This is a genomic window from Paraburkholderia sp. BCC1886 (genome assembly GCF_900996245.1).
Classification (GTDB): Bacteria; Pseudomonadota; Gammaproteobacteria; order Burkholderiales; family Burkholderiaceae; genus Paraburkholderia.
On the sequence record NZ_CAAJGK010000096.1, the window covers coordinates 1 to 25954 of the forward strand.

The following is a 25954-nucleotide window of genomic DNA, read 5'->3' on the forward strand; positions in this document are numbered from 1 at the left end:
CGAGTCGGTCCCACCCCTTCCCATCCCGAACAGGACCGTGAAACGACTCCACGCCGATGATAGTGCGGATTCCCGTGTGAAAGTAGGTAATCGTCAGGCTCCCCAGCAGCAACAGAAACCCCACCCGTCAACGGTGGGGTTTCTGCGTTTACGGCTCGAAGAAAAGACCGTGAAAGACCGCGAAAAATAACACCGAACCAATAACCGCCACCCTTGCTAAGCCCGCTTCCTCACCGGCGCCTGAAAAGTCATTCCCGCAGTTAACCTGTCGAGCCTTTCACTAGCATCCGTGATCGCCCACAAGGGAGCGCGATGCAGCTGTTCGTCGTAATTGGTCGCAAGCGCTGCAAACAAAGCGAAACCGTCTCCGTCGAGTTTCCACAGGCCCGTCTCTCGTCCGTTCTCGAACACTTCAGCCAATGCGCGCTCCGCAAAGCCCAACTGTTCTCTGGTCGCCGATCCAAAGCCGCAGTCCGCGAGAAACCCGCTGAGCAACATGATCTGCGTCAGCGTCTGCGCATCGGACAGGCTGCCGGCATGGCGGCGTAGCGCGTCCAGCGCGAGATGAACGCGCAACGCCAGATCGTCGGCGATGGGTCGAGCGATCGGCAACAGCATGGCCTTCGCATGCCGCGCACGCGCTGCGCCTGAGTGTCGGGAAAATGGAATCGGTTGTGCCATGACGGTCGAATGTTTGCCTGTGCAAATGCAATAACGGCGCCGATCGCAAAAGGTTGAGTGCGGGTTGAGTGCGGGTCGAGTGCGTGCTCGAACGGGCATCAGTCGAAGAGCGATTAACGCTCTTGTGCAACGCGCGCGAACTCTCTATAATTCGCGCCTCTAAAGGCTCGTAGCTCAGTTGGTTAGAGCACCACCTTGACATGGTGGGGGTCGTTGGTTCGAATCCAATCGAGCCTACCAACGACGTATCGTGACGTAGAAGAAAGCGGTTCCGCTTTCTTCTACGATCATGTTCCAGCAGCACACCTCAGCGCACCGTCTGTCCTCGCGCGACCAAACTCAAACCTAAACCCAATCAGAAGTCAGAATTCAGCTCACGCAATAGCGGCATCAAGTCCTGACGCGTCACTTCGCCGGATGAAACAGGTCGAAGCCTGCCAGCGCCACGACGCCGCTCACGACGATCAACGCAACCGAATGCTGGCCGAAGTAGAGCAGGGCGGCGGCCGACCAGCTCGTCAAGGCAAATGCGGCGATCTGTTTCATGCTCAGAAGTTCAACGCGACGGCCAGCAGGCCGCTTACCACGCCACACACGACGACCGCCAAGGTCACCACCGTCAGCACGCGTCGCGGAAACGAGCGGCTCAGCATCGCGATGGACGGAACGCTGATGAGCGGCAACGTCATCAGCAACGCGCCCGCCGGACCCGCCGCCATACCGAACGACAGCATCGCCTGAATGATCGGCACTTCGCCCGCAGTCGGAATGACGAACAGAGTGCCCGCTATCGCCAACGCAACGATCCACAGCAGACTGTTGTCGATGTCCGGTCCGATATGCGGAAACAGCCACGTGCGCGCCGCGCCGAGAATCAGCACGAGCACGATGTACTCCGGCACGAGCCGCAGCGTCATCGCGCCGAGAATCTTCAGCCAGCGCGTGAAAGCGGTGCCGGGCGCGTCGATCGTGACCAGCTGCGCAAGGGCCTCGCGCGATGCTTCGGCCTCCTTCGGCGTGACCATGCGATTCACCAGATAGCCGAGCCCGAACACCATCACGAGACCGAGCGCGAGTCGCAGCCCCATCCATTGCCAGCCGAGCACGAAACCCATGAAAATCAGCGTGGCCGGGTTGAGCGCGGTATTGCCGAGCCAGAACGCGATGGCCGCGCCGGGCGCCGCCTGACGGGCGCGCAATCCCGCGACGACCGGTGCCGCGCAACACGTGCACATCATGCCCGGCAACGACATCAGGCCGCCCTTCACGACGCTGCTGAAATCGCTGCGCCCCAGCGCTCGCGCGACCCATTGCGGCGGGATCAGCGCCTGCACGGCCGAGCCGAGTAGCAGCCCCAGCACCATCGCCTGCCAGATCGCCTTGCCGTAGGCGAGCGCGTAGTCGATGGCGGCTTGCCATGAAGCAGCCGGTGCGCTCGCCGAGGTACCCATCAGGATCGATTTGCCGATGGAATGCTGGCTCGCCGCCACGAACGCGCGGTTGTAATAGGGGAACCACTTCACATAGAAGAGTCCGACGACGGCGATCAGCAGGAAGACGATCCAGCCGAGTGCAATGCGCGGTTGCCGAAGGGTTGATTGCATGATGATGTCGATCGTTGAGTTAAATCAGATAGCGGCGAGCGCGCGCTGGTCGAGCCGGGTCAGGAGCGTTGCGGCCTGCTGGACGACATCGTCGTCGTTGGGCCGGAAATCCAATAATAGTGCTTGCGGCAGCCGGACAAAATGCTGATGGCTGCTCCGTGCGTACGCCGGATCGTAGTGACGCTCGATCAGTTCGTGAGCCAGACCGGCGCGCTGGTTGTCGTCGACCAGATGCTGCCAGCCCATGACGCGCTCGCGGCTGTGCAAACCGATCAGACGTTGCAATTGCGATTTAAGCGCATCGGGGTCGTCGAACAGATGCGCATAGTCATGTAGCAGGAACCTCGCACGGTCTTCCCGGCTCGACTGCACCTCGACACACGCGCCGCGATGAAACGTTTCGAGCAGCGCGGGCGGCAGTTCGACCGAGCCGATCCGCCGGCTTTCCGCTTCCACGAAAACGGGCCGGGCCGGATCGAATCCGCGCAGGGCGGCGACCAGTTGCGTGTCAAAACTCTTTTGCGAAGGTTGCTGCACGCCCGTCCATGCGCCGAGCAGGGAGCCGCGGTGCGCCGCCAGCGCTTCCAGGTCGAGCGTCTGCGCGCCGGCCTCGCGCAGCGCGGCGAGCAAACGCGTTTTGCCGCTGCCGGTCGGGCCCACGAGCGCGATATAGGTCAAGGTTCTGGGCAGCACCGCGAGCGTGTCGAGCGTGGCTCGCCGGTAGCTCTTGTAGCCGCCGTCCAGTTGCCGGGCCTGCCAGCCGATCATGTTGAACAGCGTGGTCATCGAGCCGGAGCGTTTGCCGCCGCGCCAGCAATAAATGAGCGGACGCCAGTTGCGCGGCCGGTCGGCAAAAGTGGTCTCGAGATGCTGGGCGATATTGCGCGCGACCAGTGCCGCGCCGATACGCGTGCCTTCGAAGGGCGACACCTGTTTGTACGCGGTGCCGACCCGCACGCGCTCTTCATTGCTCAATACCGGCGCGTTGATGGCACCCGGAATGTGATCTTCGGCAAACTCGAGAGGTGTGCGCACGTCGATGATTTCATCGAAATTCGCGGCTTGATCGAGTGTGACGAGGAGATTTTTCAAAATACGGTGTACGAACGACGGGCAGCGAAGGCCGAATTATCGCACGCGCCGAAAATGCCGGCCAAGCAGCGCGGCGCGCGCAAAAACGGCTCAGAGCACGTCGACCCGTGGCTCGCCATCGGCCATGTCTCCGATCACGCACGCCGCGCCGAAACCATCGGCGTGAAACAGCGCCAGCACGTCGTCGACGACCTCAGGCGCACACGACACCAGCAGTCCGCCCGACGTCTGCGGGTCGGTCAGCAAGGCGCGCGCGCCGGACGGCAACGAGGACGGCAGATGGATGTGCTCACCGTACGCGTCCCAGTTGCGCGCGGACGCGCCGGTCGATATGCCGGCCTCGACGAAGTCGACGACACCCGGCAGCCACGGCAGGTCCGCATAGCGCAACCGCGCAGTCAAATGAGAGCCGCGCGCCAGCTCCAGCGTATGCCCGAGCAAACCAAAGCCGGTGATGTCGGTCAATGCATGCACGCCGTCGAGCGCCGCGAGCGACGCGCCCGGGCGATTCAGTTGCGTGGTGGCCGCGATCATCGCCGCATAGCCGTTTGAATCCAGCCGGTCTTTCTTTAGTGCGGCGGACAGCACACCCACGCCCAGCGGCTTGCCGAGGATCAACACGTCGCCCGCTCGCGCACCGACATTGCGTTTGACTCGCCGCGGATCGACCACGCCGATCGCCACGAGACCATAGATGGGTTCCACGGAGTCGATCGAATGTCCGCCCGCGAGCGGAATGCCGGCGTCGGCGCAAACGGATTCGCCGCCCTTCAGGATCTCGGCAATTACGTCGTGCGGCAGCACATTGATCGGCATCCCGACGATCGCCAGCGCCATGATCGGCTTGCCGCCCATCGCATAGACGTCGGACAGCGCGTTAGTCGCGGCAATGCGGCCGAAGTCGTAGGGATCGTCGACGATCGGCATGAAGAAATCGGTGGTGGCGACAATCGCCTGCTCGTCGTTCAGCCGATAAACGGCGGCATCGTCGGCGGTATCGTTGCCGACCAGCAGATCGGGGAAAAACGGCAGAGGCGCGCTGCGCTTGAGCAGATCGGCCAGCAGCCCCGGCGCGATCTTGCAGCCGCAACCGCCGCCATGCGAGAGGCTGGTCAAACGCGGCGCAGCGGCGCCGATCGGGGTAAGGCTGGACGGCTTGATGGTCATGGCAGGGCTTGGCTCAGGCTGGGAAACCCCCGCATTATGGCGGGTGTTCGGCGACCACGCAGCGGACCACCGATGCAAGCCATCACTTGTTACTCCCCGCCCCCGTCCCATACAGCCCATTCTCGAAACCGCCCGCGCCTTGCGTCTTATGCCCCTGCCCGGCGGTCTTGCCGCGCCCCTTCGCCGATGCGCCGTCTTTGGTCTGCGGCTTGTACGACTCATGCACGGTCGAGGCGGCCGGGTCAGCCGCCGATCCCATGGCCGACGTTCGATTCTCCTGCTGCCCGGACCCATTGCCCTGAGTGATCTGCGCAAAAGCGGCGCCAGTCGAACCCAGCCATGCAACGCCGAGTCCGGTCACGCAGTAAAAGCTACGTAAAAACGCGCGTTTGAAGGCGCCGGCTGAATGAGAAGAGTCCATGAGTGTCGATCGTCCGGTCAAAGTTGAGCTACCCCAACGACGCAGCAGAAACAATACCCGGATCGTTGTCATCGCCACACTTTTCGCGCTGCACGACGGCATCGCGGCCACTATAATCGCCACCAGCACCTACAAAAAGCTGAGGACCCACATGCCCCACATGTCCCGGCGACAATTCCTGAAGGTTTCCGCTACCACGCTTGCCGGATCGAGCCTTGCCCTGATGGGTTTCTCGCCTGCACCCGCGTTAGCGGAGGTCCGTCAGTACAAGTTGTCGCGCACTACTGAAACCCGCAATACCTGTCCGTACTGTTCGGTCGGCTGCGGCATCCTGATGTACGGTCTGGGCGACAACGCCAAGAACGCCAAATCCAGCATCATCCATATCGAGGGCGATCCCGATCATCCGGTGAATCGCGGCACGCTGTGCCCGAAGGGCGCAAGTCTGATCGACTTCATTCATAGCCCGAGCCGTCTGAAGTACCCCGAGCATCGCGCGGCCGGCTCGAACGAGTGGACGCGTATTTCCTGGGAAGACGCGCTCGACCGCATCGCGAGGCTGATGAAGGAAGACCGCGACGCCAACTTCGTCGAAAAAACGGCGGACGGCAAGACGGTCAACCGCTGGCTGACCACCGGCATGCTCGCAGCATCCGCCGGTAGCAATGAAGTGGGATATCTGACGCACAAGACTATCCGTAGTCTTGGCATGCTCGCATTCGATAATCAGGCGCGTGTCTGACATGGTCCGACGGTGGCAGGTCTTGCCCCGACGTTTGGCCGTGGAGCGATGACGAACCATTGGGTCGACATCAAGAACGCGGATGTGATTCTCGTGATGGGCGGCAATGCGGCCGAGGCGCACCCGTGTGGATTCAAGTGGGTCACGGAGGCGAAGGCGCATCGCAAGGCAAGGTTGATCGTGGTCGATCCGCGCTTCACGCGCACGGCATCGGTCGCGGATTATTACGCGCAAATTCGCACCGGCTCGGACATCGTGTTCCTGGGCGGGGTGATCAACTATCTGCTCACGAACGACAAGATTCAGCACGAGTACGTGAAGAACTACACGGACATGCCGTTCATCGTCCGTGAAGATTTCTCGTTTACCGACGGCCTGTATTCCGGCTACGACGCCGGGAAGCGCAGCTACGACAAATCGACGTGGGACTACGAGCGTGGCGACGACGGCTTTGCCAAAGTCGACCCGACATTGCAGCACCCGCGCTGCGTGTATCAGCTGATGAAGCAGCACTACGCGCGCTATACGCCCGAGCAGGTCGAACGCGCCTGCGGCACGCCGAAGGAGAAGTTCCTCAGGGTGTGCGAGATGCTTGCATCGACCGCGGTGCCCGGCCGCGCCGGCACGATCCTGTACGCGCTCGGCTGGACGCATCACTCGGTCGGCGCGCAGATCATCCGCACCGGCGCGATGGTGCAACTGCTGCTGGGCAACATCGGCATTGCGGGCGGCGGCATGAATGCGCTGCGCGGTCACTCGAACATTCAGGGTTTGACCGACCTGGGCCTGATGTCGAATCTGCTGCCCGGCTACATGACGTTGCCGATGGAAGCCGAACAGGACTTCGACGCGTTCATCACGAAGCGCGCGACCCAGCCGTTGCGGCCGAACCAGCTGAGCTACTGGCGTAACTATCGCGCGTTCCACGTCAGCTTCATGAAGTCGTGGTGGGGCGATAACGCCACCGCCGACAATCAGTTCGGCTACGACTATCTGCCGAAACTCGACAAGTCGTACGACATGCTGCAGGTCTTCGAGCTGATGAACCAGGGCAAGATGACCGGCTACATCGCACAAGGCTTCAACCCGCTGGCCGCGGCGCCGAACAAGGCGAAAGTGGGCGCGAGTCTGGCGAAGCTGAAGTGGCTCGTCATCATGGACCCGCTCGCGACCGAAACGTCGGAGTTCTGGAAGAACTTCGGCGAGTTCAACGACGTCGATCCCGCCTCGATCCAGACCGAAGTGTTCCGTCTTCCCACCAGTTGCTTCGCGGAAGAACGCGGTTCGCTGGTCAGTTCGAGCCGCGTGTTGCAATGGCACTGGCAAGGCGCCGAGCCGCCGGGCGAAGCGAAGAGCGATCTGGAAATCATGTCGGGGCTGTGGCTGCGGATTCGCCGCGCGTATCAGCAGAACGGCGGCAAGTATCCCGACCCGATCCTGAAGATGAGCTGGCCGTATTCGAACCCGGAAAGCCCGACGCCCGAAGAACTCGCGATGGAGTTCAACGGCAAGGCGCTCGCCGACGTCACCGATCCGACCGACAAGACCAAGGTCCTCGCGAAAAAGGGCGAGCAGCTGGCGAGCTTCGCGCAGTTGCGCGACGACGGCAGCACGGCGAGCGGCTGCTGGATTTTCTGCGGCGCGTGGACCCAGGCCGGCAACCAGATGGGCCGGCGCGACAACTCGGACCCGACCGGCATCGGCAATACGCTGAACTGGGCGTGGGCCTGGCCGGCGAACCGGCGGATTCTGTACAACCGCGCTTCGTGCGATGTCGCGGGCAAACCGTTCGACCCGACCCGCAAGCTGATCGCGTGGAACGGCAAGACGTGGAGCGGTCCGGACATTCCCGACTTCAAGGTGGACGAACCGCCGGAAAACGGCATGAACCCGTTCATCATGAATCCGGAGGGCGTGGCGCGGTTCTTCTCGCGCGACGGTCTGGTGGAAGGGCCGTTCCCCGAACACTACGAGCCGTTCGAAACGCCGCTGGGCTACAACCCGCTGCATCCGGACAACAAGGCGGTCGTCAGCAGTCCGGCGGCACGCGTGTTCCCGGACGACCGGGCGGCGTTCGGCACGCACGAGAATTTCCCGCATACGGCGACCACCTACCGTCTGACCGAGCATTTCCACTACTGGACCAAGCACGCCCGCCTGAACGCGATCGTGCAGCCGCAACAGTTCGTGGAGATCGGCGAGGACCTGGCGAAGGAAGTGGGCGTGGTCGCGGGCGACCGCGTGAAGGTGTCGTCCAATCGCGGCCACATCGTCGCGGTGGCGCTCGTGACCAAGCGGATCAAACCGCTGATGATCGAAGGCAAAAAAGTGCAGACCGTCGGCTTGCCCTTGCATTGGGGTTTCAAGGGGCTCGCCAAAGCGGGCTATCTCGTCAACACGCTGACGCCCTCCGTGGGCGACGGGAATTCGCAAACACCGGAATTCAAGTCGTTCCTCGTCAAGGTCGAAAAGGCATAAGGAGAAGAGATGGCACTGCAATCACTGGATATCAAACGCCTGTCGGCCACGACCCTGCCTGAACCGCAGGTGCGCGAGCCGGTTACGGGCACCGTCGCGAAGCTGATCGACGTGTCCAAATGCATCGGCTGCAAGGCGTGTCAAACGGCCTGTATGGAATGGAACGATCTGCGCGACGAGATCGGCACCACGACCGGCATCTACGACAACCCGCGCGATCTGTCCGAGCATTCGTGGACGGTGATGCGCTTCTCGGAGTACGAGAACACCGAAGGCGATCTCGAATGGCTGATCCGCAAGGACGGCTGCATGCACTGCGAAGACCCGGGCTGCCTCAAGGCGTGCCCGTCGCCGGGCGCGATCGTGCAGTACACCAACGGCATCGTCGACTTTCACGAGGAAAAATGCATCGGCTGCGGCTACTGCGTGACCGGTTGCCCGTTCAACGTGCCGCGCATTTCGAAGCAGGACAACCGCGCGTATAAGTGCACGTTGTGTTCGGATCGCGTGGCGGTCGGCCAGGAACCCGCTTGCGTGAAGACCTGCCCGACCGGTGCAATCATGTTCGGCACCAAGGAGGACATGAAGCAGCAGGCCGCCGATCGTGTGGAAGACCTGAAGGAGCGCGGCTTCCAGAACGCCGGGTTGTACGATCCTGCCGGCGTGGGCGGCACGCACGTGATGTACGTGCTGCATCATGCGGACAAGGCCAACCTGTACCACGGTTTGCCACAGAATCCGAAGATCAGCGCGATGGTCGCCATCTGGAAGGGACTGGCCAAACCGCTGGCGCTGGCCGGCATTGCGTTCGCGGCGCTGGCCGGGTTCTTCCACTACACGCGCGTGGGGCCGAACGAAGTGAGCGAGGCGGAAGAAGCCGAAGCCCAGCATGAAGCCGATGAAGCAGACCGTTCGCGGGAGGCATCTAATGAAACACGTTGAACCTCATGAGCGCCGCGGCGAACCCGCGGTGCTGCGGGATGTGAAAGGCAACAGCCTGATCCAGCGCTACACGCCCAACGAACGCACCAATCACTGGATTACCGCGATCACGTTCGTGCTGCTGGCGCTCTCGGGCCTCGCCATGTTTCATCCGGCGATGTCGTGGCTCTACGCGATCTTCGGCGGCGGACAATGGACGCGTATCCTGCATCCGTTCGTGGGCTGTGTGATGTTCCTGTCGTTCCTGATTCTGGCGCTGCGCTTCTGGCACCACAACTATCTGGACCGCGCGGACATTCAATGGATGAAGCAGATCGGCGACGTGCTGAACAATCGCGAAGACCGGCTGCCCGCCATCGGCAAATACAACGCCGGCCAGAAGCTGCTGTTCTTCACGATGGTGCTTTGCCTGCTGCTGTTGCTCGCGAGCGGCATCGTCATCTGGCGGCGCTATTTCTCGTTCTATTTTCCGATCGAGATCATTCGTGCGGCGGCGCTGGTTCATGCGGCGGCGGCCTTCGTGCTGATCGTCGGGATCGTCGTGCATATTTACGCGGCGCTGTGGATCAAAGGTTCCATCGGAGCGATGACGCGCGGTACGGTCACGTACGGTTGGGCGCGCAAGCATCATCCGAACTGGTTCAAAGAGATCATCGGCAAATCAAGCCGTCTGTAGCTTCAAGAGGTCGACACAGTGGTTCAACGCATTCTCGAAGCCGGCGATATCGAATCGCTCGATCACACGGCGATTCCCCGTCTGCGCATGCCGGAACGCCTCGCGGTGTTTCCGGCGCGCGCCGCGCGGCTGCGGCAACTGGCGGCCCGCGACAATCCGATTGCCGGCTATCTGCGTCTGATGGCCGCGCTCGCCGACGCGCAGCAACACGTTCTGCAAGGCTTCAAGGCGCGGCCGCCGAGCGCCGAACTGATCGCCAGCGCCCAGGCGCATTCCATGCCGCTCGTGCCCGCGTTATCGGGTGCGCGCGATCCGGCCTGGCGCGCGGTCCTGCTGCAACTGCTCGACCGGGTCGAAGCCGCCGGTCCGCTGACTGAGCCGCTCGCCGCCCTGTTCGAACAGCTTCGCCGACTCGACGAAGCCGCGCTCGAAGCGCAGGCCGACTCGCTGTTCGCACAGCGTTTCGGCGAAGTCGATCCGGCCAGCGCCCCCTTCATCATGGCCGCGCTGCAAGTGGTGTGGACCGATCTGGCCGCCGACATCGACAAACGCGCGGTGCCGTATCTCGAGACGCTCGGCCTGTGTCCCGTGTGCGGCTCGCATCCGGTGGCGAGCCTCGTGCGCGTCGGCGGACAGCATGACAATTACCGCTATCTGCAATGCGGTCTGTGCGCGACCGAGTGGCACATGGTGCGGGCGAAATGCTCGAACTGCGATTCGACCAAAGGCATTGCGTATCACGTCGTCGGTTCGCCGGACGCCGACCAGGCCACGCGCGAAAGCGAATCGGACAAGGCCGCGCTGAAGGCCGAGTCGTGCGACGAATGCCACACCTACCGCAAGCTCGGCATCCAGTCGAAAGACTACGATTTCGAGCCGTTCGCGGACGACCTCGCGAGTCTCACGCTGGACCTGCTGATGGGCGCCGAAGGGTATCGCCGCGCGTCGCCGCATCCGTGGCTGTGGCCCGAGCAGAGCGAGGACGCAACCAACCCTGACGACGAGTCCGCAGAATGACGGGCGTGCCAGCATGATCGTCGGCACGGCGGGGCATATCGATCATGGCAAGACGAGTCTCGTGCGCGCGCTGTCGGGCGTCGATACCGACCGGCTGAAAGAAGAAAAAGCACGCGGCATTTCCATCGAACTCGGTTACGCCTACGTGCCGCTCGAGAACGGCGACGTGCTCGGCCTGATCGACGTGCCCGGTCACGAGAAGCTCGTCCACACGATGACGGCCGGCGCGAGCGGCATCGACTTCGCACTGCTGGTCATCGCCGCCGACGACGGCGTGATGCCGCAAACCCGCGAGCATCTGGCGATCGTCGAACTGCTCGGCATCCGGCGCGGTGCCGTTGCGCTGACCAAGATCGACCGCGTGGACCCGCAGCGGCTTGCGGAGGTGCGAGCCGAAGTGAGCGCATTTATAAGCGGCAGTACGCTGCGCGACGCGCCCGTGTTCGCCACCAACGCCCTGAGTCCCGACGACCCCGGCGTCGCCGCGTTGAAGGCGCATCTGCATGCCGCCGCTGCCGAATGGCGCCGGCGTCGCGACGATGGTTTGTTCCGGCTGGCGATCGACCGCGTTTTTACGCTGGCGGGTCAGGGCACGATCGTGACCGGAACCGTGGTCGCCGGTCGCGTGACGGTCGGCGAGACTTCGATGCTGGCGCCGAAGCAGCAACCGGTGCGGATCCGCAGCATTCACGCACAGAACCGCCCGGCCGGGACCGGCCATGCGGGCGAGCGCTGCGCATTGAACCTCGCCGGTATCGAGAAGAGCGCGATCGACCGCGGCGACTGGATCGTCGATCCGCGTCTGGCCGAGGCATCGGAGCGGTTCGACGTGACGCTGCGACTTTTGCCCGACGCGTCGCTGACGCTCGAGCACTGGGCGCCGTTGCACGTGCATCTCGGCACGCAGCATCAGGTCGCGCACGTTGCGCTGCTCGATGGCGACAGACTGGCTGCAGGCCAGAGCGGGCGTGTCCAGCTGGTATTCGAGCGACCCATGTGCGCGTTGCCCGGCGATCGCTTCGTGGTGCGCAACGCGCAGGCAAACCGAACCGTGGGCGGCGGCCATGTGCTCGATCCGTTCGGCGCCGTACGCAAGCGCCGCTCGCCGGAACGGCTGGCCTGGCTCGATGCGATACAGACGCTGCTCGATACCGGCACGCTCGACGCGATCCTCGCGCGCGCGCCGAACGGCGTCGCGCGTTCGCTGCTGGAGCGGCTGACCGGCATGCCGGCAGCGGCGCTCGTGTTGCCGCCCGACACGCACACGGTGCCGCTTGCCGGCGACGACGCGCTACTGGTCGCCGACGCGCAATGGCAGGCACTCACAGCGCGCCTGACGGACGCGCTCGAGCACTATCACGTGCGCTCGCCGGACGAACTCGGCCCGGACGCGTCGCGGTTGCGACGCATCGCGGCGCCGCTCGCGGACGATCTGCTGTGGCGTGCGCTCGTCGATAACGCGGCTGCGCGTGGCGACATCGTCAAGCAGGGACCGTGGCTGCATCTGCCGGGTCATGCGGTTACGCTCGACGAGGCCGACCGCGCGCTCGCGGCGCGTTGCCTGCCCGCGCTCGAAGCGGGGCGTTTCGAGCCGCCGTGGGTCCGCGATCTGGCGGCCACGTATAGCGCGCCCGAAGAGCGCGTGCGTCAGTTATTGCGCAAACTCGCGCGCCAGGGCGAGTTGTTCCAGGTGGTGCGGGATCTGTTCTATCCGTTGCAGACCATCCGCGAACTGGCGTCGATCGCGGCTGCGGAAGCGCGGAACAACGCTGGAACGGTCGCTGCCGCGCCGTTTCGCGACGTCACCGGGCTGGGGAGAAAGCGTTCGATCCAGCTGCTGGAGTTTTTCGACCGGGTCGGCTATACGCGGTTTCACAATGGCCTGCATGTGCTGCGGCCCGACAGCCGCTGGCTCGACCTGCTTTGAGCGGTGCGGCGGGCTCGCGCCGCCGAAGTCCGGGCGCAGGCGAAGCGGCTATAATCCGGCTGCATCGTGCCCGGGATGCCGGCCGACGCCGGTAAAAACCGGTAGAACTCAGTCACCATGGGAAGGCATTCGTACCCGGTGGTGCGGCTGGACTTCAAATCCAGTTGAGGACGTCAAGCGTTCTCAGGTCGGTTCGACTCCGGCTGCCTTCCGCCAGACACTCCCTTCGGGGTAGTCCCTATTTTCAGCCGCAGTCCCTCTCCGCACGCGACAGCCTGGCGTGAGCGCGATATCCCAAGGGTCCGGCAAACCTGTTTTTGGAATTTCCCCATGGAAATTAAAGTCAACTTTCTCGATAAGCTCCGCCTGGAAGCCAAATTCGATGACTTCACGGTCGTAGCCGACCAGCCCATCCGCTATAAAGGCGACGGTTCGGCGCCGGGCCCCTTCGATTATTTTCTGGCTTCGTCGGCTTTGTGCGCCGCGTACTTCGTGAAGCTGTACTGCGTGACCCGCAATATTCCGACCGAGAATATTCGCCTCTCGCAGAACAATATCGTCGATCCGGAAAACCGCTACCAGCAGATCTTCAAGATTCAGGTCGAGTTGCCCTCGGATATCACGGAAAAAGACCGCCTGGGTATCCTGCGTTCCATCGATCGTTGTACGGTCAAGAAGGTCGTGCAAGCCGGCCCCGAGTTCGTGATCGAAGAGGTCGAGAATCTGGACGCCGACGCTCAGTCCTTGCTGACGCTGAAGCCGGCTACCGATGCCAGCACCTATATCGTCGGCAAGGATCTGCCGCTGGAGCAGACCATCGCGAACATGTCGGGCCTGCTGGCGAGCCTCGGCATGAAGATCGAAATCGCTTCGTGGCGCAATATCATTCCGAACGTGTGGTCGTTGCATATTCGCGACGCGCATTCGCCGATGTGCTTCACCAACGGCAAGGGCTCGACCAAAGAAAGCGCGTTGGCCTCGGCGTTGGGCGAGTTTATCGAGCGCCTGAACTGCAACCATTTCTATGGTGGAGCGTTCTGGGGCGAAGACATCGCCAATGCGGAGTTCGTGCATTACCCGAACGAGCGCTGGTTCAAGCCCGGCCGGAAGGACGCGCTGCCGGCCGGCATTCTGGACGAGTATTGCCTCGAAATTTATAACCCCGACGGCGAGTTGCGCGGCTCGCATCTGTACGACACCAACTCCGGCAACAAGCAGCGCGGCATCGTTGCGCTGCCGTTCGTGCGGCATTCGGACGGCGAAGTCGTGTATTTCCCGTCCAACCTGATCGAGAACCTGTTCGTCAGCAATGGCATGAGCGCCGGCAATACGCTCGCCGAAGCGCAGGTGCAATGTCTGTCGGAAATTTTCGAACGGGCGGTCAAGCGCGAAATCCTGGAAGGCGAATACGCGTTGCCCGACGTGCCGCAAGAAGTGCTCGCGAAATACCCGGGCATCCTGGCCGGCATTCAGGGACTGGAAGAGCAGGGCTTTCCGGTGCTCGTGAAGGACGCGTCGCTCGGCGGCATGTACCCGGTCATGTGCGTCACGTTGATGAACCCGCGCACGGGCGGTGTGTTTGCGTCGTTCGGCGCGCACCCGAGCTTCGAGGTAGCGCTGGAGCGCAGTCTGACGGAGTTGCTGCAGGGACGCAGTTTCGAAGGCCTCAACGACTTGCCTCAGCCCACCTTCGTCAGTAATGCCGTGACGGAACCGAATAACTTTGTCGAGCACTTCATCGATTCGAGCGGTGTGGTGTCGTGGCGCTTTTTCAGCGCCCGATCGGATTACGAATTCGTCGAATGGGATTTTTCCGGCAAGGGTGAAAACTCCAATGCCGATGAAGCCGCGACCCTGTTCGGCCTTCTCGAAAGCATGGGCAAAGAGTCGTACATGGCGGTGTATCACCAGCTGGGGGCCGTAGCGTGCCGGATTCTGGTGCCGGGTTATTCAGAGGTGTATCCGGTCGAAGATCTGGTTTGGGACAACACGAACAAGTCGCTGCTGTTTCGTGAAGACATTCTGAACGTGCATCGTCTGGACGATGCCGCTCTGGCGGCGCTGCTCGAGCGGCTGGAGAACAACGAACTGGACGAGCACTCCGATATCGCCACGTTGATCGGCATCGAATTCGACGAGAACACCGACTGGGGCCAGCTCACCGTGCTCGAGTTGAAGCTGTTGATTCATCTCGCCTTGCAGCAGTTCGAAGAGGCGCAGGAATTGACGGGCGCTTTCCTGCAGTACAACGACAACACGGTCGAGCGGGGACTGTTTTACCAGGCCTTGAACGTGGTGCTGGAGGTGCTGCTCGATGACGAGCTCGAACTGGACGACTATGCGTTCAACTTCCGCCGCATGTTCGGCGACGCCCGGATGGACGCGGTCATGGGTTCGGTGGATGGCAGCGTGCGCTTCTTCGGACTGACGCCGACGAGTCTGAAACTGGAAGGTCTCGACCGGCATCAACGGCTGATCGACAGTTACAGGAAACTGCATCAGGCGCGGGCCAAAGCGGCGGCGACGGCGGGCTAGCCGGCCGTCCGGGCGTCGCTTTCGCAGTTGCCGCGGTCCGGGAACGACTTTTGCGCAGTGGTCTGGTCGGTCCTACGTCGCCACGCCATCAGCGGGAGAAAAATCTTGAACGCCCAGGTTGAAAATCCAACGCCACCCGCCGTCCCCACGGGCCTGCCCATCGAACTTCGTCCGGCGGCCGAGCCGGTCCGCGTGCTGGTCGTGGACGATTCCCGCCCGTCCGCGGACGCGCTCAGCGCCTATCTGGAAGCGGGGGGCATGAGCGTGCGCACCGTCTACCATGGCTCGGACGCGCTGCGCGAGGCCAAAGCGTGGATTCCCGACTGCATCGTTCTCGACGTCGCCATGCCCGGTCTGTCCGGTATTGGGGTGGCCGCCGCGCTGCGCAGAGTCGAGGCGACCTCGAAGATTCCGCTGCTGGCGTTTACTGCATTCGATACCCGCGATCACGTGCTGGAAATGCAAAGAGTCGGTTTCGACGCGGTGTGCCGGAAGCCTGCCGAACTGACCGAACTCGAAGACCTGATTTTCCAGCTGCTCGGCGGCCGACCGGCATAGGCATAGCGGTTGCTCGAACGATAAGGTCCGCAGTCACTCCTGCGGCTAACCGTATCGACGAGGAGATCAACATGCAAGCCACAGCAGAACACAAGACCCGGGCCAACGCCGACACTGGCACCGACGCTCCCGACGCACTCGTTTTTCTCGAAAGCGAGCACCGTGCAGTCGAAAAACTGTTCGACGCATTCAAGCGCGCAAAAGACGACGATCTGGACGCCAAATCGACACTCGTGCAACGCGCTTGTGAAGAGCTGTCGATTCACACCATTCTCGAAGAAGAACTGTTATATCCCGCCGCTCAACGCGCATTACCCGACAGCGACAAGCTCGATGTCGAAGAAGCGTATATCGAGCACTTTCTCGTCAAAACCCTGATTGCGAAGTTCGAGTCGATGAAAGCCGGCGACAAGGGTTTCGATGCGACTTTCAAAGTGATGAGCGAGATGGTCGGCCATCACGTCGAGGAAGAAGAGGAAGAGCTCTTCCCGGAGTTGCGCAAAACGAAACTCGATCTGCACGAGCTCGGCGCAAAGATGGTCACGCGCAAGGCGGAGTTGCAACGCAAGCTGGATGCGGTCGGCAGCCGGTCGGTCGGCGACAACACTGCGCGGCTGTAATGCGGCCACGAAGCGGCACGAAGCGGCCACCAGGCGCCGTGCGGCGATAACCAAAGCCGCTTCGCCCCTCCCACACTCCAGGAAGAAAACCGCATGACGTTAGAGCAGCGGCTACGCAGCATGCGCAAGACCATGCGCGACATGTTCGGCATCGCACGTTTGCGGGCCGGTCAGGAAGACATCATCCGCAGCGTGCTGGAACGGCGCGACACCCTCGCCACCATGCCGACCGGCGCGGGTAAGTCGCTCTGTTATCAATTGCCCGCCTTGCATCTCGACGGCACGACGCTGGTGGTGTCGCCGCTCATCGCGCTGATGAAGGATCAGGCGGACAAACTGGTGGCCGCGGGTATCGATTGCACGCTGGTGAACAGTACGTTGCGCAGCCGCGAGGAACGCGACGCATTGCGACGTATCTGCGAAGGCCAGGGCGGAATCGTATTCGTCACGCCGGAGCGGCTGGCGCAGCCGGCGTTCATGGAGGTGCTGCAGTCGCGCGAGGGGCACGGCGTCGGCCTGGTCGTGGTCGACGAAGCGCATTGCGTCTCGCAATGGGGCCACGATTTCCGGCCGGCGTTTCTGGAGATCGTTCATGCGGTCAAGGCGCTCGGGCAACCGCCGGTGCTGGCGCTGACCGCCACGGCTACTGCCCCCGTGCTCGAAGATATCGCCCGCTCGTTGGGATTGCGCGATCCGCGCGTGGTGCGCACCGGCACCTTGCGCGAGAACCTGCGCTATCGCGTGGTCCAGGTCAGCGTGGGCGGCGGCAAGGACGGCTCGGTGCGCGCGGCGCAGGCCAAACGCGAGCAGTTGCTCGACGTGGTTTCGTCGATCCAGGGTTGCGGCATCGTCTACGCGGCGACAATACGCGACGTCGAGGAAATCTATGCGGTGCTCGCGGAAGCCGGCGAGTCCGTGTCGCGTTATCACGGCAAGCTGAGTCCGGGCGCGCGCGAAGCCGCTCAGGACGCGTTCATGTCGGGCGAGACGCGCCTGATGGTCGCGACCAACGCGTTCGGCATGGGCATCGACAAGGCCGACATACGCTTCGTGCTGCATTATCAGATGCCGGGCAGTCTCGATGCTTACTATCAGGAAACAGGCCGCGCCGGGCGCGACGGGCAACCGGCCGACTGCGTGCTGCTGTTCGATCTGAACGACCGGCGCATCCAGCAGTTCTTCCTCGCCGGCCGCTATCCGGGCATCGAACTGGCTCAGCGTCTGTACGACACCCTCGTCGCCCATTGCAAGGAAGTGCCCGCAGGCGTTACCCTCGCCAGACTCAAAGCGGCGTTGCCCGAAGTGGGCGGCGGCAAACTGGAAGTCGCGCTCGGCATGCTGGTGGACGCGCGAGTGGCGAGTCGCGACCGGCAGCGGCGTTATCGTCCGCGATTGCACGACGGCATCCGCGATAGCGCGCACGACGCGGTCACGAAAGCGGTCGCGCAATTCGAAGCCATGAGCGTGCGCGACAAGGCGACCCTGCAACGGATGATCGACTACGCGCAAACCGGTGAATGCCGCTGGCGCGAAATTCTCGACTATTACGGCGATACGCCTTCGATGCAGCGCTGCGGCGTCTGCGACAATTGCGTGAATCCGCCGCAAATCGAGGTGGGTAAGCCCGACATTGCCGTGGGCGACGCATTGCTGGAAGCGAACCTCGCGAACGATTTGACGCGACCGAAGCCATGGCTACCCGGCGACGCGGTCCGTGTCCCGAGATTCGGCGCGGGAGAGGTGGCGCTCGCGAACGGCGAGCAGGTGGCGATTCTGTTTCCAGACGGCAGAACACGAACGTTCATGTCGAACTACGTGAAGGCGGCCCGGCGCGCGGGCTGACTCCACCCATAACAAAACGCAAAAGGAGCAGCTATGCATTCAGGCGACACGGCGGCACACGCATCGTTATCACGAGAACCTTACGGCACGACGAATAACGGCGAACCGGTCACCTGCTACACGCTGCGCAATTCCCGTGGCATTACCGTCAAATTCCTGAGTTACGGCGGTGTTATCTGCGAACTGCTCGCACCGGGTCGCGATGGCCGGGTAGCGAATATCGTGCTCGGCTTCGCCACGCTGGCCGATTACGAAAAGCTGAACCCTGATAGTCATTTCGGCGCGTTGATCGGGCGCTACGCGAACCGGATTGCAAGAGGGCGCTTTACGCTGGACGGCAGCGAATACACACTGCCTGTCAACGACACGCCGAATACGCTGCACAGCGGCCCGGCAAGTTTCGACACCAAAGTCTGGCAAGTGGAGCCGATCGAGGTCGCGCACGGTGCCGGCGCGGTGTTGACCTATATCAGTCCGGACAAGGAGAACGGTTTCCCCGGAGAACTGACGGTCACCGTCACTTACACGCTGACCGACGACAATATTTTCCGTATCGACTATCGCGCGACGACCGATCGACCCACCGTCGTCAATTTAACCAATCACAGCTATTTCAATCTTGCGGGCGAGGGTAGCGGCAACATCGAAAGACAAACTATCCAGATTGCCGCTTCACGCTATACGCCGACCGACACCATGTCGATTCCGACCGGCGAAATAGCCGGGGTGGAAGGCACGCCGCTCGACCTGCGCGAGCGCATCGTCATTGGAGAGCGCTTGCGCGATCCGTTTCAGCAAATGATCTATGCGCGCGGTTTCGATCACAACTGGGTGCTGGATAAAGCCGCTGAATCCAGCCCGTCCATTCCGCAATTCGCCGCGCGCGCAACCGACCCGGCGAGCGGCCGCGTTCTCGAGCTTTATACGACGCAGCCGGGATTACAGTTCTATACCGGTAATAGTTTGAAAGGCAATGCGGTAGGGCCAACGGGAAAGGCTTATCGTCAGGGCGACGGATTCGCGCTCGAAGCAGAGCATTTTCCCGACTCGCCTAATCAACCCGCTTTTCCGAATACGGTGTTGCGACCCGGCGAGCTATTTCACGAAATCACCGAGTGGCATTTTGCAATTGAACCGGATTGAGTCCATTACTGCGCCGGGTCGATAAGCCGCATCCAATCAATGCGCATAATCCAACTCGCGTTACGTTATCTCCCGTACACTCCGTTCGCAAAAGTCGCTCTAGCCAGTGCTTTATTCCAATTTGACGTGACCTCAAATCAAACGTTGTGATGGTACACTCAGACCCGCCGGAACCTGTGTGACAAGGGTCTTGGTGTTTCAAGTGCAACGCTGGTTTGAATCACGTCCATGGCGCATTCAAAGTCGCATTCGCATTCATTGCGACGGCTACTCAGTGGACTCCTCCGAACACCCAACTGCGTTTCCCGGATTCCTCAGGTTCTATTACCGTGTACTCTCAGACGCAAATCGACCCGGTTGTCAGCTTCCGCAACTCGCAGCGCGAGCAGGTGCGTGGCACCATCATCAACCTCCAGCGAAAGTCTTTGGTCATGGAGGTCTATAACCCCTACTCCATCGTGCAGGTCAGCGAGGTATTAAGCGACCTCAGCGTGCGCATGGGTAGCAAGAACGCCTATCTGGGTAAGGCGGTTGTCGTCAGTCTCGTGAACACCGGTTTGACCGCGGTGGTGTCACTAGCGTTGATCGACGAGTGGCGCGAGTTGAGCGTACTGTCCAACGAGCCTCAGTCGGTCGGGCGCGAAGCCGAACTCTTCATTAGCGACTGGGACGCCCGATTCAACATTCGCCGCGACTATCAGATCGTCGTGAATGAAATGCGCGCGTTTCTTTCGGAAGTCTCGCGCTGGGTCGAGCAGGTCGACCTGACGGAAAGTTTGCCGAAAGCCGACGGGCGGCTACGCGAAGATCTGTTTTACGAGCTCGCGACGCCCATCATGCAGAAGGTGAAGTCCTACCTCGTGCGTCTGGAGGGGGAGGCTCAACTGGTGGATGCCGAACTGGCGCCGGTGCATCGCACGTACGCGCAATCGGCTTTGCATCCGCTGCTGCTGCGCGCGCCTTTTGTCTACCGGACCTTCACCAAGCCGCTGGGTTACGCCGGCGACTACGAGATGGTCAACCAGATTCTGAGCGACCCGCAGCAGGGGCCGACCACTTACTTCCAGATCGTCAATACGGCGTTCCTCAAGGCCGCGGTCGCCACCGCGCACCGCAACCGTATTACGCTGCTCATCGACTTCCTGACACGCCAGGCCGAAAAGGCGCGTCGTGCGGGCCGGCCGTTCCGCGTGCTCAACGTGGGTTGCGGACCGGCGTTCGAAATCCAGCGCTTCGTGCGCGAATTCGACCGACCCGATCTGCTGTCTTTCCAGCTGGTGGATTTCAGCGAGGAAACGCTGGCGTTCACAAAAGAGTCGATCGAACGCTCGGCCAGTGAAGCCGGGCGTAAGGTGTCGGTGGAGACGGTGCATCAGTCGGTGCACGACCTGCTCAAACGCAAGATCACGCCCGACCCGTCGCTGCGCGAATTCGACGCGGTGTATTGTGCGGGTCTGTTCGACTATCTGTCGGACAAGGTCTGCGCGCGCCTGTTGAGCTACTTCGCAGCCCGCACCAAACCCGACGGCCAGTTGCTGGTCACCAACGTGCACTCGATGAATCCCGAGAAGTACGGCATGGAACATCTGCTCGAGTGGTACCTGATTTACCGGAACGAGGCGGGTATGAGTTCGCTGCTGCCCACCCAGTCCACGGGACACAAACTCTACGTCGACGAGACCGGAGTGAATGTGTTCGCGGAAGCCACGATCCTCTGACACGTCCGTAGACATCCATCCATGAGTACGCGTCAACTGCAAACAGGCTATCAAACCGAGCTGGCGGATTTCCGTGTGAATTTCAGCCGGGGAGGCGCGTACACGGCGATCGTGCTCGTGCTGCTCGGCGTGGGCCTCGATTTCGCGCAATATCCGCAGTACGAGGTGGCGTTCGCGTTTGCGCGGGTGCTCGTCTCGTTGCTGATCGGCGGCATCGTGCTGTTGCTCGGCACGCCGTTCGGACGCCGCTTCGCGCCGTGGTTGACGCTCTCGTGGCTGCTGCTGCCGCAGGTCATGATTTCATGGATGATCTGGCGCACCGACGGCGTGCTGTCGCCGTACTACATGGGGTTGAATCTCGCCATTTTCGCGTCGGGCATTGCGTTGCCCTTCGGGCTCTGGCAAAACCTGATCTTCGGCTTGCTGTCGTGCTTCCTGTACCTGATCGCGTGCATGCTGCATCCCGTCGGCATCCTGCCGTCGGGCACGATGACGGTCAATCTGCTGCTGCTTCTGTTCGCCGCCGGTGCGAGCGCGGTCTACACGTTCTTCAACGAGCGTGTGCGCTTCATGCTGTTTCGCCTGAAGGCCGAGGTGTCGCAGAAGAATAACGAGCTCGAGGTCATCAACCGTCAGTTGCTCGACATCAAGGGGCAACTGCTGCAGCAGGAGAAAATGGCGGCTATCGGTACGCTGGCCGCGGGTCTGCTGCACGAAGTGAACAACCCGGTGAATTTCTGTCTGATGGCTATCGAGGTCGCGCTGGAAGAACCGGTGGCGAAAGCGGAACCCACGCTGCTCGAATGTCTCGTCGACGCGCGCCAGGGCATGCAGCGCATCCAGCATATCGTGTCGGACCTGAAGACCTTTGCGTACCGCAAGCCCGGCGCCGAAGCGGAAGTGGGCACGCCGTTCCTGTTCGAGAAAGCGCTCGACTCCGCTATCCGCCTCATCGCGCACGAGTTGCGCGGGGTTGCCGTGACGCGCGAGTTGCCCGCCGATACGCTGGTGCAAGGCGACGAAGCGGCCATCATCGGCGTGCTGATCAACCTGCTCTCCAACGCCGTCCTCGCCATGCGCAAGGCCGGCACGGAGAAGCCGGCAATCCACATCACGGTGAGCTGGCAGGAAGAACGCCTGCACGTGACGGTGCGCGACAACGGCCCCGGCATCGCGGACGAACATCTCGCCCGCGTGTTCGAACCGTTTTTTACGACGCGTGAGGTAGGCCAGGGTCTGGGTCTGGGCCTGTCGATCAGCTATACCGTCATCGAGCGTCATGGCGGCCGGCTCTTTGCCGAGAGCGAACTGGGAAGCTGGGCGGCATTCAGCTTCGATCTGTCGCGTGTCGCGTGAGCCGGCCATGAACGACCTCCTGGCCGCACGGCCCACTCTCCTCTACGTCGACGACGAAGAACTGGCGTGCAAGTATTTTGCCCGCACGGTCGGCGCGGACTACGAGGTTCTGCTGGCGCGCACCAGCGCCGAAGCGCTCGCTATCCTGCTGCAGGACAGCGCCCGCATCGCCGTGCTGGTCACGGATTTCCGCATGCCCGGCGGCGACGGCGGCGAACTGCTGCGGCAGGTCGCGCTGGACTACCCCCACATCGTGCGCATTCTCGTTACGGCCTACGCCGACAAAGACGTGCTGATGCAAACGGTCAACACGGGCGAAGTATTCCGCATTCTCGAAAAGCCGCTGACGGTCGCCGCGGTGCGCGATACATTGCGCCTCGCGTTCGAGCGTTATCGTGAACGCGCGCTGCAGAATCAGCGCCTCACGGCGATGGACGAAACCCTCGCGTTTCTAGCGCATGAACTGAATACGCCGCTGGCGTCCATCGCGCTGAACGCGCGCAGCATTGAAAGCGGCGATGGCGTGGAGCAGGACGGGCCGCGCGATGTCGACGGCGCCGCCCGGGCGATGCGCGAGAGCGCGCAGTATTGCATCGCGGTGCTCTCGTCGTTCTGGCGCTCGATCCACAACGGCCGGCGCCAACCGGCGGAGAGCGAAGCCCGCAGCGAGATCACGGCGGAAGGACTCGTCGCCGCCCTGCTCGACACCTACCCGTTCGCGACCACGCAACGTTCGTGGATCCAGGTCGAGGTAATCGAAGACTTCGCCGTGACGACGCAGCCGAACTGCGTGGCGCTGGTGCTGTCTTCGCTGTTGTCCAACGCGTTGCGCGCGCTCTCCGAGGTCCCCTCGCCGGCGGTGCGCTTTACCGTGCTGGCCGGGCCGACCCCGAGCATCCGCGTGTGGGACAACGGCCCAGGCATTCCGCCTGAGATCAAGAACCGGCTGTTGACGGACCCGGTCACCACCCACGCGAAATCGGGTGGCAACGGGCTGGGCCTGATTCTCTGCAACCGTGTCATGCAGTCTTGTGGTGGCGGCATCCGGATCGAGTCCACGTCAGGGGGAGGTACCACCGTCATGCTGGATTTCCCCCATATCAAAGGTCAAATGGACAGGAGTTTTTAATGAACGAAGCGAATGCCACGCAAGACTCGGCACCGGCGATCATCTTCGTTGATGACGAAGCCACGGCCGTCAAATATTTCCAGCGCGCCATCGGCAGCCTGGCGCCGGTGCTGACCGGCGGCTCGGTGGAAGAGGGCAAGGCGCTACTCGACGCGCACGGCCACAGGGTCGGGGTGCTCGTTTCCGACCAGCGCATGCCGGGCGAATTCGGCAACGAACTGCTGCGCTACGCGAGCGAACGGTACCCGCATATCGTGCGGATCCTGACGACGGCGTACTCGGAAATCGACCAGACCGTCGCGGCCGTCAACCTGGGTCATATCCACCGCTACATCAAGAAGCCGTGGGACATCACCGCGCTGCGCATCGAACTGAAGCAGGCGCTCGAACTGGCCGAACTGCGCAAGGAGCGCGACCAGTTGATGCGCGAAAAGCTCGGCGTGCTGCAAAAGCAGACGCTGGCCACGCGCATCGGGTTGATCCGTTCGCTGTCGGCCACGTTGATCGGCCCCGAGCGGTTCCAGCCTGTCGAGACGTATCTCGCGGCCGCGGTGCTCGCCGATGTGCAAGGCAGCGAGCCGGACTGGCTGCTGATCGACTACTCCGATCTGGTGGCGAGCGAAGGGTCTCGCGGCGGCGTGTTCGGTCACGCGGTAGCGTCCACGCTTGCCGCGCTGCGCGAGCGGCGCGTCGAACCCGGTCCGGGCAACGCGGTAGCGGCGCTCGCCGACGTGCTGGAAAAAGCGGGCGTGAAGGTTCGTCGGGATGGCGACACGCTCGTCTGGGAAGACCTGCCGGCGCTGGCTGAATTTCTCGGCGATCCGGCTAGCGCAACCGTATCGGCCGGGCACGCGGCATGGCTCGCGAGCCTGCTGTGGCTGGACGGCAATGCGATTGCGTTCGAGCCCGTGCGGGAAGCGAATGCCGTCGTGTTGCGCCCGATCCAGCACAGCACCGAGTTTCCCGCCGACCGTCTGGCGACGTGGATCGAGCAGTTCTGATCGACGCAAAGCGGCAAGACGGTGGCACGGCGGCGCAGCGAAGGCCGCCGTTCAACCTGGGCGTCGGATCGTGCGGTCATCCGCTCTTCGCCGCGGTATGCTCGCCCAGCACTTCCTCGGTGTGCTCACCGAGATTCGGCGCCAGCCGCCGCACGTCGCCTGGCGTGCGTGAGAACGTCACCGGAATCGACATCGTGGTAATCGCGCCTTCCGTGGGATGCGCGTCGTCGCGGAAAAAGCCGATGGCCTGCAAGTGCGGGTCGTCGAGCAACTCGTCCGGACTCACCACGCGCGTCACCGGCAGGTCCGCATCGCCGAGCAGGCTCATCCATTCATCGGTACCGCGCGAAGCAATCACGTTATTGACGATCTCGTACAGCGCGTCGATATGGCGGCTGCGCGCCGCCGTTTTCGCGAAGCGCGGATCGTCGGCATAGCCGGCGCATCCGGCTACTTCGAAGAAGCGGCGCCATTGCGCATCGGTGTACGGCAGCAATCCCAGATAGCCGTCTTTTGTCCGGTAGGGCCGCCGGTGCGGCGACAGCACGCGGTCGTAACCGGTGTCGCCGCGCGCGGGCCGGAACGTCTTGCCCGCCAGGTGCTCGGTGAGCAGGAATGACACCACGGTCTCGAACATCGGGACTTCGATGGATTGCCCCTGACCGGAGCGTTCGCGCTCGTACAGCGCCATTGACACCGAATAGGCGATCGTCAGACCCGCGACCTTGTCCGCGAGAATCGTGTTCATGTAGGCGGGACCGTCCGCGCTGCCGTGGCCTTGCAGCGACGCGGCGCCGCTCATGGCCTGCACGATGTCGTCGAATGCGGGACGGCCTGCGTATGGACCGGCTTCGGAGAAGCCGTACGCACCGCAATAGATCAGCCGCGGATTGAGCGCGGCAAGCGTCGCGTAGTCCAGCCCGAGTTTGCGCATCGATTGCGGCCGCACGTTGAAGACCAGCACGTCGGCGTTCTGCACGAGTTCGAGCAGTGCGCCATGTCCCTCCGGCGTCTTCAGATCGAGCACGACGCTGCGCTTGTTGCGGTTCAGATTCAGGAACGCGGCTCCCATGCCTTCGTTCGCGCACGGCGACACATGCCGGAACACATCGCCCTGCCGCGCTTCGATCTTGATCACGTCCGCGCCCATGTCGCCGAGAATCTGCGTGGCGTACGGCCCCATTGCCACCGAGGTCAGATCCAGCACACGTACGCCTGCCAAAGGTCCACTCATGTTCGTCACTCCACCTGTTCCGTTAAACGATCCGGCTGCGCCTGCTGGAAATGAGCCGCGCCGATCCCCTA

22 protein-coding genes and 2 tRNA genes are annotated in these 25954 nt (G+C 62.6%); 17 read left to right on the forward strand and 7 right to left on the reverse strand.

The genetic code is table 11. The features are described 5' to 3' along the window. Positions 1-190 (forward strand): hypothetical protein (locus FQ746_RS35050; RefSeq protein WP_222105900.1); only part of this gene is annotated, 190 nt, incomplete at its 5' end. A gap of 26 nt (positions 191-216) precedes the next feature. Here the strand turns inward: FQ746_RS35050 and FQ746_RS28585 are convergent. Beyond that, positions 217-681: a hypothetical protein gene (locus tag FQ746_RS28585; RefSeq protein WP_144113159.1), complete on the reverse strand. Its 465-nt coding sequence runs from the start codon at positions 679-681 to the stop codon at positions 217-219. Between the two features lie 163 nt (positions 682-844). Between FQ746_RS28585 and FQ746_RS28590 the strand changes: the two genes are divergently transcribed. Continuing rightward, positions 845-921, forward strand: a tRNA-Val gene (locus FQ746_RS28590). A gap of 165 nt (positions 922-1086) precedes the next feature. On the opposite strand, the gene FQ746_RS34925 is transcribed toward FQ746_RS28590, so the two are convergent. The 5 genes from FQ746_RS34925 to FQ746_RS28610 form a co-directional block, all read right to left on the reverse strand. After that, positions 1087-1227 (reverse strand): hypothetical protein, encoded by a 141-nt coding sequence (locus FQ746_RS34925; RefSeq protein WP_186310866.1) that lies wholly within the window; start codon positions 1225-1227, stop codon positions 1087-1089. Positions 1228-1229: 2 nt separating this feature from the next. Further along, positions 1230-2285 (reverse strand): permease, encoded by a 1056-nt coding sequence (locus FQ746_RS28595; RefSeq protein WP_144113160.1) that lies wholly within the window; start codon positions 2283-2285, stop codon positions 1230-1232. Between the two features lie 24 nt (positions 2286-2309). Then, a complete protein-coding gene (mnmH, locus tag FQ746_RS28600) occupies positions 2310-3377 on the reverse strand; it encodes a tRNA 2-selenouridine(34) synthase MnmH (protein WP_144113161.1) in 1068 nt (355 codons plus the stop codon). A gap of 90 nt (positions 3378-3467) precedes the next feature. Beyond that, positions 3468-4544, reverse strand: a complete 1077-nt coding sequence (gene selD, locus FQ746_RS28605; protein ID WP_144113162.1) for a selenide, water dikinase SelD — start codon at positions 4542-4544, stop codon at positions 3468-3470. 82 nt (positions 4545-4626) lie between these two features. Next, complete coding sequence (locus FQ746_RS28610) at positions 4627-4965, reverse strand: beta-xylosidase (protein ID WP_260854191.1); 339 nt, start codon at positions 4963-4965, stop codon at positions 4627-4629. Positions 4966-5116: 151 nt separating this feature from the next. Between FQ746_RS28610 and fdnG the strand changes: the two genes are divergently transcribed. The 15 genes from fdnG (at position 5117) to FQ746_RS28680 (ending at position 24649) form a co-directional block, all read left to right on the forward strand. Continuing rightward, entirely contained in the window at positions 5117-8185 is a 3069-nt protein-coding gene (gene fdnG / locus FQ746_RS28615; protein WP_144113163.1) for a formate dehydrogenase-N subunit alpha, read from the forward strand. Positions 8186-8194: 9 nt separating this feature from the next. Beyond that, positions 8195-9127: a formate dehydrogenase subunit beta gene (gene fdxH / locus FQ746_RS28620; protein WP_144113164.1), complete on the forward strand. Its 933-nt coding sequence runs from the start codon at positions 8195-8197 to the stop codon at positions 9125-9127. After that, positions 9114-9803, forward strand: coding sequence for a formate dehydrogenase subunit gamma (locus FQ746_RS28625; protein WP_144113165.1), 690 nt, complete (start codon positions 9114-9116; stop codon positions 9801-9803). The genes fdxH and FQ746_RS28625 overlap by 14 nt, the downstream gene beginning before the upstream one ends. An 18-nt stretch (positions 9804-9821) precedes the next feature. Continuing rightward, the gene (fdhE, locus tag FQ746_RS28630) at positions 9822-10820 is read left to right on the forward strand and encodes a formate dehydrogenase accessory protein FdhE (RefSeq protein ID WP_144113166.1); all 999 of its coding nucleotides are present in this window, start codon (positions 9822-9824) and stop codon (positions 10818-10820) included. A 13-nt stretch (positions 10821-10833) separates the two neighbouring features. Beyond that, positions 10834-12747, forward strand: a complete 1914-nt coding sequence (selB, locus tag FQ746_RS28635) for a selenocysteine-specific translation elongation factor (protein ID WP_144113167.1) — start codon at positions 10834-10836, stop codon at positions 12745-12747. Positions 12748-12867: 120 nt separating this feature from the next. Continuing rightward, positions 12868-12963: transfer RNA gene (locus tag FQ746_RS34930), tRNA-Sec, on the forward strand. Between the two features lie 114 nt (positions 12964-13077). Next, positions 13078-15282, forward strand: coding sequence for an OsmC domain/YcaO domain-containing protein (locus tag FQ746_RS28640; RefSeq protein ID WP_144113168.1), 2205 nt, complete (start codon positions 13078-13080; stop codon positions 15280-15282). Between the two features lie 105 nt (positions 15283-15387). Beyond that, complete coding sequence (locus FQ746_RS28645; protein WP_144113169.1) at positions 15388-15840, forward strand: response regulator; 453 nt, start codon at positions 15388-15390, stop codon at positions 15838-15840. A 71-nt stretch (positions 15841-15911) separates the two neighbouring features. Then, entirely contained in the window at positions 15912-16460 is a 549-nt protein-coding gene (locus FQ746_RS28650) for a hemerythrin domain-containing protein (protein WP_144113170.1), read from the forward strand. 93 nt (positions 16461-16553) lie between these two features. Then, positions 16554-18302, forward strand: coding sequence for a RecQ family ATP-dependent DNA helicase (locus FQ746_RS28655; protein ID WP_144113171.1), 1749 nt, complete (start codon positions 16554-16556; stop codon positions 18300-18302). Positions 18303-18335: 33 nt separating this feature from the next. Continuing rightward, positions 18336-19445 (forward strand): aldose epimerase family protein, encoded by a 1110-nt coding sequence (locus FQ746_RS28660; protein WP_144113172.1) that lies wholly within the window; start codon positions 18336-18338, stop codon positions 19443-19445. 329 nt (positions 19446-19774) lie between these two features. Beyond that, on the forward strand, positions 19775-21163 hold the full coding sequence (locus FQ746_RS28665) for a class I SAM-dependent methyltransferase (protein ID WP_144113173.1): 1389 nt from the start codon (positions 19775-19777) through the stop codon (positions 21161-21163). Positions 21164-21184: 21 nt separating this feature from the next. Then, complete coding sequence (locus FQ746_RS28670) at positions 21185-22519, forward strand: sensor histidine kinase (RefSeq protein WP_144113174.1); 1335 nt, start codon at positions 21185-21187, stop codon at positions 22517-22519. Between the two features lie 7 nt (positions 22520-22526). Then, on the forward strand, positions 22527-23648 hold the full coding sequence (locus FQ746_RS28675; protein WP_144113175.1) for a hybrid sensor histidine kinase/response regulator: 1122 nt from the start codon (positions 22527-22529) through the stop codon (positions 23646-23648). Next, positions 23648-24649, forward strand: coding sequence for a response regulator (locus tag FQ746_RS28680; protein WP_144113176.1), 1002 nt, complete (start codon positions 23648-23650; stop codon positions 24647-24649). The genes FQ746_RS28675 and FQ746_RS28680 overlap by 1 nt, the downstream gene beginning before the upstream one ends. A gap of 76 nt (positions 24650-24725) precedes the next feature. Here FQ746_RS28680 and FQ746_RS28685 read toward each other — a convergent pair whose 3' ends face one another. Beyond that, positions 24726-25883: a CaiB/BaiF CoA transferase family protein gene (locus FQ746_RS28685; RefSeq protein ID WP_144113177.1), complete on the reverse strand. Its 1158-nt coding sequence runs from the start codon at positions 25881-25883 to the stop codon at positions 24726-24728. Between the last annotated feature and the right edge of the window lie 71 nt (positions 25884-25954).